The following is a 12,568-nucleotide window of genomic DNA, read 5'->3' on the forward strand; positions in this document are numbered from 1 at the left end:
GTTATGGACCAGAAGACCTTTATCAAAACCCTGCGCAGCTGGCAGAACGGCTCGATCAGCCGCCGCGAGTTCCTTGGTCGCACCGGCCTCGGCATTGCCGCCGCCGTGGTCGCGACCAATATGCCCGGCCTGCTGACCTCCAGCGCCGAGGCCGCCGAACAAGCCAAGCTCGGTGATCGCCTGTCGCTGGCGACCTGGCCGAACTACCACAGCCAGGAAAACCTCGACGCCTTCGGCAAGACCACCGGCGCCCGGGTGTCGATGAGCGTGTTCGGTTCCAACGAAGAAATGCTCGCCAAATTGCAGGCCGGCGGCAGTGGCTGGGACGTGCTGGTGCCGACCAACTACACCATCAGCACCTACGTCGGGCTGGGCCTGATCGAACCGCTGGACCTGTCGCGCATTCCCAACTTCGATGCCTCGGCGTTCCAGCAGAAATTCATGGCCCAGGGCACGGTGGACGGCAAGGTCTACGCGGTGCCGAAAAATTGGGGCACCACCGGCATGCTCTACGACACCGGCAAGCTGAAAAACGGCCCGACCAGCTGGAAGGAATTCTGGGTCGCCGCCCAGGGCCCGGCCAGTGGCCGGACGATGGTCCACGACTACCAGTTGACCGCCATCGGCAACGCCCTCAAAAGCTTCGGCTACAGCTTCAACTCCCTGGACCCGAAAGAACTGGCCGACGCGGAAAAGCTGCTGATCGAGGTCAAGCCGCACCTGTTCGCGATCAACTCCGACATTCAACCGTCGATGCGCAGCGGTGATGCCTGGCTGGCTATGTCCTGGACCGGCGACGCTTCGCAACTGCACCGCGACAACGCGCAAATGCAGTTCGAATTGGGCAAGGAAGGGGGCGAGTTGTGGAGCGACTTCTTCGCGATTCCCAAAAGTTCGGAGCACAAGGACGCCGCTTACGCATTCATCAACTACCTGCTCGATCCGCAGCACAACAAGCTGGAAGTGCTGAGCCACGGCTACCCGAGCGGCGACAAGCGTGTCGACGCACTGCTGCCTGTGGCGATGCTCGACGATCCGATCATGTACCCGGCCGCCGAGGCCTTGAGCCCGCTTGAGTTCGGTGCCGCCGCGACGCTGACCAGCCCGGCCCGCGCCGAACTGATGGCGCGTTTCAAGTCCGCCTGATCGCCTGACCATGGCCAATGAGGAGTCATCCATGAATGCCGCCGCCCACCCGCAAACGGTGCAGCCGGGCCATGCCCTGTCGGTCGAGGCTCGCCAGCGGCGCAGCCTCGGCCGGCGCATCACCCTGCTGATGCTCTTGCCTTCGACCCTGTGGTTCCTGCTGCTGTTGTTGATGCCGCTGGTGATCATCCTGGTCTTCAGTTTCGGCGAGCGCAGCGCCGTGGGCGGTTACGCCGGTGGCTTCACCCTGGCCAACTACCTGAACCTCGGCTCTCGCGGCGCAGCGTTCAGCAACACGCTGATGCTCGCGCCGCTGGGCACACTGGTGTGCCTGGTGGCGGCCTATCCGCTGGCGTACTTCCTCGCGGTCAAGGTCAGCCGGAACCGTTCGCTGTTGCTGACCCTGGTGATCGTGCCGTTCTGGACCAGTTTTCTGATCCGCACCTATGCGTGGATTTTCATCCTCAGCGGCAAAGGCATTCCGGCGCTGCTGGCCAGCCTGGGTCTGGAGGATGTGCGACTGATCAACACGCCGTGGGCGGTGCTGATCGGCATCGTCTACGGCTACCTGCCGCTGATGGTGTTCCCGATCTACGTCAGCCTGGAAAAACTCGACAAGCGCCTGCTCGAAGCGTCCGCCGACCTGGGCGCCAGCGCCTTCGAAAGCTTTCGCCGGATCACCCTGCCGCTGTCCGCGCCGGGGATCATCACCGGGGTGATGCTGGTGTTCATCCTGCTGATGGGCGAGTTCCTGATCCCGGCCATTCTCGGCGGCGGCAAGGTGTTCTTTGTCGGCAATGCGCTGGTCGACCTGTTCCTGCAATCGCGCAACTGGCCGTTCGGCAGTGCGCTGGCCATGACGTTGGTGGCGATGATGCTGCTGATCATCGGCGTGTATCTGAAACTGGTGGCGCGCTACGGCGGCCGCCCTGCCGACGGAGGTTTGTGACATGTGGCTGCGCAGCTATTCCACTTCGCTGTACCTGTTCCTCTACGCGCCGATTGCCTTGATCGTACTGTTCAGCTTCAACGCCGGGCGCAGTGGCCTGGCCTTCCAGTGCTGCTCGGTGCAATGGTTCGGTACCGCGTTCGGCAACCCCTTCATCATGGAAGCCCTGGGCAACAGCGCGCTGATCGCCTTCAGCTCGGCGGTGATCGCCACGCTGTTCGGCACCCTGGCGGTGTTCGGCTTGCAGCGTTGCGGCGCCAAGGTGCGCCTGCTGTTCGATGCGCTGACCTACTGCGCGATCATCGTGCCCGGTATCGTCATCGGTATCTCGACGCTGATCGCCTTCATCAGCCTGTTCGACCTGATCAACCCGCTGCTGGCGAGCTGGTTGCCCACTGTGCCGAAGTTGAACATGGGGTTCTTCACCGTGATCGCCGCACACTCGCTGTTCACCATGGCCCTGGTGATGGTGATCGTGCGCAGCCGCGTCGATTCCCTCGACAAGGCCTTGCTGGAAGCCTCGGCGGACCTCTACGCCCCCCCGATGGACACCTTCTGGCGGGTGACCCTGCCGCAGATCAGCCCGGCGATCATGGCCGGGTTCCTGCTGGCCTTCACCTTCAGCTTCGACGATTTCATCATCGCCTTCTTCGTCGCCGGTTCCGAAACGACGTTGCCGATCTACATCTTTTCCTCCATCCGCCGCGGCGTGACGCCAGAGATCAACGCGATTTCCACGGTGATCATCTGCGTGTCGCTGGCCCTGCTGTTCACTTCCCGCCATCTGCAAAACCGCCGCACCGGCGTCCAGGAGTCGCACCATGCGTGATCAGCTCTACATCAACGGCGAATGGGTCAGCCCGGACCTGGGTGGCTATCTGGACGTGATCGATCCTGCCACCGAACAGGTTTTGCACCGCGTGGCAGCGGGTACTGAAGAAGATGTCGACCATGCCGTGCGCGCCGCTCGCAGGGCCTTCGATAATGGTTGGGGTCAGACCAGCGGCGCCGAGCGTGCGCAGTGGCTGGAGGCATTGGCCGATGAACTGGAGGCCGGCAAACAGGCACTGGCGGAACTGGAAGTGCGCGACAACGGCAAACCGCTGCCCGAAGCGCAGTGGGACATTGGCGATGCGATTGGTTGCTTTCGTTACTACGCCGGTCTGGCCCGCGAACTGGATCAGCAGCAGGACCAGCCGCTGGCCTTGCCGGACGAGCGCTTCCGTTGCCGCATCCGCCACGAACCGATAGGCGTGGCCGGGCAGATCATTCCCTGGAACTACCCGCTGCTGATGGCCGCGTGGAAAGTGGCGCCGGCGCTGGCCGCCGGGGCCACGGTGGTGCTGAAACCGTCCGAGCTGACGCCGCTGACCGCCCTGGAACTGGCCGCCGCCGCCGACCGTATCGGCCTGCCCGCCGGGGTATTGAACCTGGTCACCGGCCTCGGCGCCGACGCCGGCAGCCCGCTCACCGAGCATCCGGGCGTGGACAAACTGGCCTTCACCGGCAGCGTGCCCACCGGGACGAAAATCATGTCGGCGGCGGCGCGGGACATCAAGAACATCAGCCTGGAACTGGGTGGCAAGTCGGCCTTCATCGTATTCGATGACGCCGATGTCGAAGCCGCCGTGGAGTGGATTCTGTTCGGGATCTTCTGGAACCAGGGCCAGGTGTGCAGCGCCACGTCACGCCTGCTGGTGCAGGAAAGCATCGCCCCACGCCTGATCGAACGGCTGGTGGAGGAAACCCGCAAGATCAGCATTGGCCCCGGCATGCAGCCCGGGGTGCTGCTGGGTCCGCTGGTCAGCCAGGGCCAGTACGACAAGGTGCTCGGTTTCATCGACCAGGGCCTGGCCAGTGGCGCCCGTTTGCTCACCGGCGGACGGCGCCCGGCGCATCTGGCCGAAGGGTATTTCATTGAGCCGGCGATCTTCGATGAGCCCGGCCACAGCAGCATTCTGTGGCGCGAAGAAGTGTTCGGCCCGGTGCTGTGCATCAAGCGCTTCAAGACCGAAGAACAAGCCGTGCAAATGGCCAACGCCAGCCGCTTCGGCCTGGCCGCCGCCGTGATGAGCGCCGATCTGCAGCGCACCGGCCGGGTCGCCAACCAGCTGCGCGCCGGGATCGTCTGGGTCAACTGCTCGCAACCGACCTTCGTCGAAGCGCCTTGGGGCGGGATGAAACACAGCGGCATCGGCCGGGAACTGGGGCAATGGGGGCTGCACAATTACCTGGAGGTCAAGCAGGTGACCGAGTACGTCAGTGACCAGCCTTGGGGGTGGTATTTGAAGTAAACCAGTCAACTGTGGGAGCGGGCTTGCTCGCGAAGGCGGTAGTTCAGTCAATATCTCTATTGGATTTGCCGGACTCTTCGCGGGCAAGCCCGCTCCCACAGGGATTTTGGCCAGCCGTGGGATTGGCGTTCACTGAAGATCAAACTGTGGGAGCAGGGTTGTGGCGACGGGCTCACAACGCGTAACTTGATTGACCAGCCCTCCAAGACACGCCGGAGTTGATCCATGCGCATCGCCTTGCTGTCCGACATGCACCTGTCCGTCAACGCGGTCCCCTTTCCCGCCGTGGACGCCGATATTGTCGTGCTCGCCGGGGACATCGCGCGCCCCGCCAAGGCCATCGAGTGGGCCAGGGCGTGCCCGGTTCCGCTGCTGTACGTGGCGGGCAATCATGAGTTCTATGGCAGTGACCTGGTCTCCACCTACGAACAGTTGAACAGCCTGGCGCAAGGCACGCAGATCCACGTGCTGGAACGTAAGGAGTACGTGCACGACGGCGTGCGTTTTCTCGGTTGCACCTTGTGGTCTGACTATCGTCTGCTCGACAGCCCCGAGGATCGAGCGCTGGGCATCGACCTGGCGATTCAACTGATCCGTGACTTCAGCCACATCAAGATCGCCCCCGATTTTCCAGACCTGTTCACGCCGGCCATTTCCCAGCTGGTGTTTCTGCAGACGGTCGCCTGGCTGGAAGACTGCTTCGCCCGCGACAGCAGCACGCCCACGGTGGTGGTCTCGCATTTCGCCCCGACACGATCGAGCATCAGCCCGACCTTTGCCGATTCGCCTGTCAACTCGAGTTTTGTCTCGGATCTCGAATCGCGGATCAAAGACTGGCAGCCGGCGCTGTGGCTGCATGGCCACACCCATGGCAGTTTTGATTATCGGGTGGGCAACACCCGCGTGGTCTGCAACCCTCGGGGCTATGCCAAGAACGGCATCAACGAAAACCCCGACTTCGATGATGCCTTCGTGATTGATCTGGATTTCTGAGGTAACTCTCGAGTCAGCAGCACCGCGTATTGCACTTGCCCCGACCGAAACGCGCTTCCTGGCGTTCGCGGAAAAACGCTTCATAACTCATCACTGGCTCGCCCGGACGGTTGCGGGCCATTTGTGCCACGTAGTTGTCGTACTCGGGAACGCCGACCATCAATCGGGCGCTCTGGCTGAACATTCTGGCGACCTGCTGCAGTTTGCGGAACATGGCGGAGCTCTCTGTTGTCGTGGGACCTGGCCCCATGAAACCGCGCTCATGTATCGGCATTGTGTCCAGATCGGGCGCCTTTGTATTTTCAAGTATCCAGGCTCGCGCCCGATGCGACGCCGGCAACCCGCTACACTTTCCTCGCTCCGCCGCTGCTCCCGAGCGGCCAAGCCCCCTGACTTCTGATCTGGAGGTATCCCATGAGCGACAGCAGCGAACTCACCACCTTTACCGGCTGGGCCGCCACGACAGCGGGCGCGCCACTGGAACGCTACAGCTACGATCCCGGTCCGTTGGGCAACGATGAGGTGGAAGTCGCCGTAGAGTATTGCGGCGTCTGCCACTCCGATCAGTCGCTGATCGACGACGACTGGGGTATCAGCCGCTACCCGTTCATTCCCGGCCATGAGGTGGTCGGTCGTATCGTGCGGATGGGCCCCCAGGTGCGCGGCCTGCAACTGGGGCAACGGGTGGGCATCGGCTGGTACAAGGGCAGTTGCATGCATTGCACGTCCTGTATCGAAGGCTCGCATAACCTGTGCAGCACGGTGCAACCGACCATCATCGGCAGCAACGGCGGCTTTGCCGACCGCGTCCGCTCGCACTGGGCCTGGGCCCTGCCGATCCCGGCCGGGCTCGACCCGGCAATGGCCGGGCCGTTGTTCTGTGCCGGCTCGACCGTGTTCAACCCGCTGGTGGAATTCGGCATCAAGCCCACCGACCGGGTCGGCGTGGTGGGTATCGGCGGCCTTGGTCACCTGGCGCTGCGCTTTCTCAACGCCTGGGGCTGCGAAGTCACTGCGTTCACCTCATCGCTGAGCAAGCAGGACGAAGCCAGGCGCCTGGGCGCACACAAGGTGGTTGCCTCGACCGACTCCGATGCGCTCAACGACATTGCCGGCACCCTGGATTTTCTTCTGGTCACCGCCAACGCCAACCTCGACTGGACCGCCATGCTCGCCACCCTGCGTGGCAAGGGGCGCCTGCACTTTGTCGGCGTCGTGCCCGACGCGATTCCGGTGCACGTGTTCAACCTGATTCCCCAGCAAAAAACCATGTCCGCCTCACCGGTGGGTTCACCGGCCAACACCGCGATGATGCTGGAGTTCTGCGCCCGCCATCAGATCCTGCCGCAGGTCGAGATGTTTCCCATGAGCCGGATCAACGACGCCATCGATCACTTGCGCAGCGGCAAGGCGCGCTACCGCGTGGTGCTGGATGCCAGCCAGTGACAGGAGAGCCGAACGCGGTCTCCTGTAGGAGCTGGCCTGCCAGCGATGGTCGTTAACGATAACGCGTGTGAACTGGATGAACGCGGCGCGCTTGAGTCCATCGCCAGCAAGCTGGCTCCTACAGTTTCAGCGTGGGCACGGTCCCCTGTGGGAGCTGGCTTGCCAGCGATGGTCGTTAACGATAACGCGTGTGAACTGGATGAACGCGGCGCGCTTGAGTCCATCGCCAGCAGGCTGGCTCCTACAGTTTTCCCGAGTGGGCACGTTCCCCTGTGGGAGCTGGCTTGCCAGCGATGGTCGTTAACGATTACGCGGGTGAGCTGGATGAACGCGGCGCGCTTGAGTCCATCGCCAGCAGGCTGGCTCCTATGTATGGACTCGCCCCCACTTTCAACCTGCTTCTAAACACTGCTGCCCGGTTGCATCTATGTATCAGGCCTGTTTGAGGAAGCCTTGAACGGCTTCTGGCCAACATTGGATAAGCGCGCGGTATGCCGATTACAGTGAGGCCTCAAGGGCCGGTAGGAGCCCAGGCATCAATCCGCGACGGTCTGACCTGGGGTCAATGTTTTTTAGCATGGGTTGGAGCGGCTTAACGCCCCGGTGGCAGAACGCTATTGATCAGTGACTCATCGCCACCTCGGGGCCATTTCCCGGCCGGCGATGATAAGTCTGATCGTTTTGTAGTAGTACCCAGAGAATGCGCAGGTTGCGGTTGGCCAATCGCACTGCCGCCTCCTTGCGCCCCAGGCGGGAGATCCAACGCTGTAGACGTTGGTCGTCCGGCTGCTGTGAGTCAGATCGTATCTGCCTTAAAACAGCATGGGCTCCTTGGATCGTCAGACTGCGCAAGTAGGCATCGCCATGTTTGCACATCTTGCCCAGTCGGATTTTATCGCCGCTGCTGTGCTGGTTGGGCACCAACCCGAAGTACGCGGCAAACTGCCGGGCGTTGGCGAAGCGTTCAGGCTCGGTCTGCTTGGCCAGCAGCGCCGTGGCGATGATTGGACCAACACCGCGCACAGTCATCAGCCGCCTCGCTATCTCACTCTCTTTCGCCGCCGTTTCCAGTCGGCCGGTCAGTACGTTGACGCGTTCACCCAGTTGACTCCATTCACCCAGCAGTTCGGCGATCAGCTCGCGCAGTAGATCGGGCAATGGCTGGGTAACATCTTCCAATATCCGAGGCACGAGCTGGCTGATCGCCATTTCGCCCTGCGCCAGAGCCACGCCATGTTCCAGCAGCAAACCGCGCATCTGATTGCCCACCGCCGTGCGTCGCCGTATATATCCCTGTCGAGCTCGGTGCAGTGCCTGCATCGCGAGCGCCGCCGGGCTCTTGACCGGAACGGCTGAAATCGTGCTATCGCGGCCTGCACGTAGGATAGCGAACGCATCGTTGTGATCATTTTTCGGGCCACAGCGATGTTTGGCAACAAGCTGGGCCGGCAGGATGCGGACCGGATTGCCCTGTATTTGCAGTAACCGCGCCCACGCCTGAGCGCCTGGCCCGGTTTCCACCAAGACCGTCACACTCTCGGGAAGCTTGTGCAGAAATACCTGGAAGGCCTCGCGGGACTTGATTCGATCCTCGAATTTTACCTGGCCGAGAGCATCCTCCCCGGCGACCTGAAAGACCTTTTTTGCAAGATCTACCGCAACGGTCGTGCACGCCGACTCGTCGGCTGACAAAGACTGATTGAACATCGTATGCTTTTTCATGGCCTCGCCCTCGCTGTCGTTGGCTTCTATAAGAATGCCACCGCGGCGCACAGACGCCTCGGCTTGGGCGAGTCCATTTAATTACAGTTTTAGCGTGGGCACGGTCCCCTGTGGGAGCTGGCTTGCCAGCGATGGTCGTTAACGATAACGCGGGTGAGCTGGATGAACGCGGCGCGCTTGAGTCCATCGCCAGCAGGCTGGCTCCTACAGGCTCCCGGGAATACGTGAAGGACCTTTTTTGTCCTCAGGGATTGGCTGCCTGCGCCTGCGCCGGCGCCATTGGCATGTGCGGGTCATTCCAGCTGAACCGATAGGCTTTGCCGGTTTCAGGCGGCTGGCATTTGCCGTTGTCGGCATCCGCGCCCACGATCGACCAGTTCGCCCGGGCGTTTTCGCCCAGCTCACGGGCCGCTTCGGCGTTGAAACACTGGTTCAAAACGTCATCCGGCACCAACGCGTAGGCCTTGGGGTGTTCGCGCAGATACAGCGCGGCCTTTTCGATGGACGAGTTTTCCATGCCGAAATGCACGATCGGCTGGCGGGCGAACAACCAGTGCCCCTCCTCCCAGTTGACCAGTACCAGATCGGCGCCCCGGGTCATGGTCGCCGCCTGCGCCATGAGCACCTGATCAATATTGGTGCCGTCCTTGAGCGGTTCGATGAAACCCCGGGCGAACCACAGCGCGAACCAGGTTGCCACCAGTGCCGGGAACACTCGACGCCAACGCGGGTGCTTTTTGAACCAGCGCTTGAGCAGCCAAGGAATCAGCGGCGCGGCGACCAGCACCAGCCCGGGCAGCGCCGGGTAGATGTACAACTTGCGCTTGCCCGTGCTGATGCAGAAAAACAGCACCACCAGCACCACCCAACCGAGCAATACCAAAACCCTGCCGTCGCGTTTTTGCAACTGCCGGCGCCAGGCAGGCACCAGCCATGGCAGTACCAGCACCAACGGTAGCCAATACTGCGGAATCACCTTGGTGAAGAAGTACCAGAACGGTTCGCGGTGATGCCATGCCGCGGCATAGCGGCCCGCGGTCTGACGCAGGAGGATCTCCCGCGCATAGGCCATTTCGTCGGCGCTGCCATTGAGGATGATCGACAAGGCCAGGGGCAACAGCCAGATCGCGATGGCGCCAAGCATCAGCGCAACCCCCAGCAACCACTTGCGCGCCTCGCCAGGCATGGCCACCACACCGGGCCAGCCCTTGCGCACCGCATAGGCGTACGGAATCAGCAACAGCGCCGGCAGGAAACCCACACCCTTGGTGATCACACCGATGCCCATGGCCACGCAGCCGGCGTAAAACCAGCGCCACGCCGGGCCGAGCAGCAGATGGCGCGCCAGACCGTAGAGCCCAAGCGAAGTGAACAGAATCAAAAAGCTGTCGATCTGGCCGGTGCGCAGGATGCTGTAGGTCTGGTAGGTCGCCAGGTACAGCAGCGCGGCGTTGCGCCCGGTACGCTGGGTCCACAGGCGACGACCCAGGTCATAGACCATCGCCGTGACCGTCACCGCCGAAAACAGTCCCGGCAGGTAGAGCGCGATGTTGGGCTTGCCGGTCAGCCAGGTGAAGAGCGCCACCGTCCACATGAAAATCGGCGGTTTGTCACCGTAGATCTCGGCGGCACGGTGCGGGATCAACCACGAGCCGTTTTGCAGCATCTCCAGGGCGACGCCGAGGAAGCGCTCCTCATCCACGTTCTGAGCCTGGCGTAGCCCCAGCCCCGCGCCGATCAGCAACAGGGCAAGCAGCATCAGTCCCAGGCACTCGACCCGGGGCGACAACGATCTACGCATGGTTTATTCCTTCACGCTGCGGCTTTTGGCAATCAATTGCAGGTTGCGAAAATAGACGATGGAACCAAAGGCCTGCCCGGCAATGAACACCGGATCCTGACGGTAGATGGCGTAAGCCAGCAGCAAGGAGCTGCCGACGATGCTCAGGTACCAGAAGCTGGTCGGGATCACGCTGCGCTTTTTGTATTCGCTGTACAGCCACTGCAGGACAAAACGCCCGGTAAAGGCAATCTGCCCCGCAAAACCGACCACCAGCCACAGAGTTTCACGGGTCAGCATCATCCTTCGAGCTCCTGGGCAATGGTGTTCAGCCGCGTGCGCTTGATCAGCCACCAGACGCCGATCAGGTCAAGAATGCCCACCAGCGCGCGGTCGAGATTGCCGTATTTCGACACCCCGGCCGTGCGCGGCCGGTGGTTGACCGGGTGCACGATCATGCGCCCGTTGTGGCGCTGGATCAGCGCCGGAATGAAGCGGTGCATGTGGTCGAAGTACGGCAGGCGCAAGAACGCCGCGCGCTCGATCAGCTTCAGGCCGCACCCGGTGTCCGGGGTGGCGTCCTTGAGCAGACGCCGGCGCAGGTTGTTGGCGAACCGCGAGGCGTAGCGTTTGCTCGCGGTGTCGCGGCGATTGACCCGGTGCCCGGCGACCAGTTGCACATCGACCTTGCCCGGTTCGCCACGCACCAGCGCCAGCATGCCGGGGATGTCCGCCGGGTCGTTCTGGCCGTCGCCATCGAGGGTCGCCAGCCATTGCCCGCGCGCCTCGCAGGCGGCGTGGTACAGCGAAGTGCTCTGCCCCAGCGACCGCTCGTGATGAAGGATGCGCAGGGTGCTCAAGCCATCGTGGCGGATCTGCCGCAGTTCCTGCAGGGTCGCATCGGTGCTGCCATCGTCGACGACGATGATTTCGTACGACTCATCGGCCAGCGCCACGCGGATTTCCTCAAGCAGCGGCTTGAGGTTGTTCGCTTCGTTTTTGGCCGGGATCAGCACGGATACAAAAATGTCTTGGCTCATGGGGTCTCTCTCGCCTTTCATGATTTTTTCGAGATCAGAGGCGAACGCTTCAAATCCGATAGAACTGCCGATACCACTGCACAAACGCTGCGACGCCGGTTTCCAGCGTCACCTGCGGGCTGAAGCCCACCCACTCGGCCAGTGCCGAGACATCGGCCCAGGTCTTGACCACATCACCGGCCTGCAGCGGCAGGTAGTTGCGCCGGGCCTGCCGATCGAGGGCCGACTCCAGGCACTCGACGAAATCCAGCAACGCCACCGGCTTGCCACGCCCGATGTTGAAGAGCCGGTTGACGCCAGCGCCAGAGCCTTGCGGCACCGGTGGCTTTGGGCGCAGTCGGGCGATGCCTTCGACAATGTCGTCGACATAGGTAAAGTCGCGCGACATCTGGCCCTGGTTGTAGATGTCGATGGGCAGGCCTTTGAGGATGGCGTCGGTAAACTTGAACAGCGCCATGTCCGGGCGGCCCCACGGGCCGTAGACGGTGAAAAAGCGCAAGCCACTGGCTTTCAAGCCATACAAGTGGCAGTAACTTTCGGCCAACAGTTCATTGGCGCGCTTGCTGGCGGCGTACAGCGATACGGGATGATCGACAGGGTCCTCGACATTGAACGGCATCTTGCTGTTGGTGCCGTACACCGAGCTGCTCGAGGCATAGATCAAGTGCTCGGGGCGATGGTGCCGACAGGCTTCCAGCACATTGAGGAAACCCACCAGGTTCGACTGGGCATAGACATCCGGGTTGTCCAGCGAGTAACGCACCCCGGCTTGCGCCGCCAGGTGCACCACCTCGGTAAAACCATGGTCGCGGAACAGGTCCATCAGGGCCGGTTTGTCGACGATGTCCATTTTCCGGAAGCGAAAACCCGGCAATGTCTCCAGCACCTTGAGGCGTGCGTGCTTGAGCTCCACGTCGTAGTAGTCATTGAGGTTGTCGATACCGACGACGTCCTGACCCTCGCGGCACAAGCGCCGGACCGTATGAAAACCGATGAAACCGGCGGCACCGGTGACCAGGACGGTCATGGCACGCACGCCGGCGACTGCGCCGCGATCGGCGCGAGGTTACTGATCCGGACCCTCGTCAACTTCATGTGTAGTCCCTGCTTATCTCGTCATTCACGCACGGTTGCGTCATGAAGCTTATAAAACAGACACATTTCAGTTTGGATAACGCCGCGCACGAGCTCTGCAAAA

The 12,568-nt window shown here is 62.2% G+C and carries 12 protein-coding genes; 6 read left to right on the plus strand and 6 right to left on the minus strand.

Annotated elements, in window-relative coordinates; all coding sequences use genetic code 11:
* Positions 1 to 3 precede the first annotated feature (3 nt).
* The 5 genes from KSS91_RS16800 to KSS91_RS16820 all read left to right on the plus strand — a co-directional run bounded on the left by KSS91_RS16800 (position 4) and on the right by KSS91_RS16820 (position 5,382).
* Positions 4 to 1,146, plus strand: a complete 1,143-nt coding sequence (locus KSS91_RS16800; protein ID WP_102702570.1) for an ABC transporter substrate-binding protein — start codon at positions 4 to 6, stop codon at positions 1,144 to 1,146.
* A gap of 31 nt (positions 1,147 to 1,177) precedes the next feature.
* Complete coding sequence (locus tag KSS91_RS16805; protein ID WP_217835466.1) at positions 1,178 to 2,095, plus strand: ABC transporter permease; 918 nt, start codon at positions 1,178 to 1,180, stop codon at positions 2,093 to 2,095.
* A 1-nt stretch (position 2,096) separates the two neighbouring features.
* Positions 2,097 to 2,924 (plus strand): ABC transporter permease, encoded by an 828-nt coding sequence (locus tag KSS91_RS16810; RefSeq protein WP_015095519.1) that lies wholly within the window; start codon positions 2,097 to 2,099, stop codon positions 2,922 to 2,924.
* Complete coding sequence (locus KSS91_RS16815; protein WP_217835467.1) at positions 2,917 to 4,389, plus strand: aldehyde dehydrogenase family protein; 1,473 nt, start codon at positions 2,917 to 2,919, stop codon at positions 4,387 to 4,389. Before KSS91_RS16810 ends, KSS91_RS16815 begins: the two co-directional genes overlap by 8 nt.
* 225 nt (positions 4,390 to 4,614) lie before the next feature.
* A complete protein-coding gene (locus KSS91_RS16820) occupies positions 4,615 to 5,382 on the plus strand; it encodes a metallophosphoesterase (protein ID WP_217835468.1) in 768 nt (255 codons plus the stop codon).
* Positions 5,383 to 5,395: 13 nt separating this feature from the next.
* Here the strand turns inward: KSS91_RS16820 and KSS91_RS16825 are convergent, their stop codons facing one another.
* A complete protein-coding gene (locus KSS91_RS16825; RefSeq protein ID WP_015095523.1) occupies positions 5,396 to 5,596 on the minus strand; it encodes a YbdD/YjiX family protein in 201 nt (66 codons plus the stop codon).
* A gap of 200 nt (positions 5,597 to 5,796) precedes the next feature.
* Here KSS91_RS16825 and ahr point away from each other — a divergent pair, with 200 nt between their 5' ends.
* Positions 5,797 to 6,828 (plus strand): NADPH-dependent aldehyde reductase Ahr, encoded by a 1,032-nt coding sequence (gene ahr / locus KSS91_RS16830; RefSeq protein WP_217835469.1) that lies wholly within the window; start codon positions 5,797 to 5,799, stop codon positions 6,826 to 6,828.
* Positions 6,829 to 7,449: 621 nt separating this feature from the next.
* Here the strand turns inward: ahr and KSS91_RS16835 are convergent.
* The 5 genes from KSS91_RS16835 to KSS91_RS16855 all read right to left on the minus strand — a co-directional run bounded on the left by KSS91_RS16835 (position 7,450) and on the right by KSS91_RS16855 (position 12,397).
* Positions 7,450 to 8,535 (minus strand): IS110 family RNA-guided transposase, encoded by a 1,086-nt coding sequence (locus KSS91_RS16835; RefSeq protein WP_083884580.1) that lies wholly within the window; start codon positions 8,533 to 8,535, stop codon positions 7,450 to 7,452.
* A gap of 259 nt (positions 8,536 to 8,794) precedes the next feature.
* Complete coding sequence (locus tag KSS91_RS16840; RefSeq protein WP_217835470.1) at positions 8,795 to 10,351, minus strand: ArnT family glycosyltransferase; 1,557 nt, start codon at positions 10,349 to 10,351, stop codon at positions 8,795 to 8,797.
* Positions 10,352 to 10,354: 3 nt separating this feature from the next.
* Positions 10,355 to 10,633 carry a lipid-A-disaccharide synthase N-terminal domain-containing protein gene (locus tag KSS91_RS16845; protein WP_007976061.1) on the minus strand — a complete coding sequence of 93 codons (279 nt, stop codon included), beginning with the start codon at positions 10,631 to 10,633 and terminating at the stop codon, positions 10,355 to 10,357.
* Complete coding sequence (locus KSS91_RS16850; protein WP_217835471.1) at positions 10,630 to 11,370, minus strand: glycosyltransferase family 2 protein; 741 nt, start codon at positions 11,368 to 11,370, stop codon at positions 10,630 to 10,632. The genes KSS91_RS16845 and KSS91_RS16850 overlap by 4 nt, the downstream gene beginning before the upstream one ends.
* A gap of 49 nt (positions 11,371 to 11,419) precedes the next feature.
* On the minus strand, positions 11,420 to 12,397 hold the full coding sequence (locus KSS91_RS16855; RefSeq protein WP_217835472.1) for an NAD-dependent epimerase: 978 nt from the start codon (positions 12,395 to 12,397) through the stop codon (positions 11,420 to 11,422).
* Positions 12,398 to 12,568: the final 171 nt, after the last annotated feature.

This window comes from Pseudomonas azerbaijanorientalis (assembly GCF_019139795.1).
In the GTDB taxonomy this organism is placed as follows: Bacteria; Pseudomonadota; Gammaproteobacteria; order Pseudomonadales; family Pseudomonadaceae; genus Aquipseudomonas; species Aquipseudomonas laurylsulfatiphila.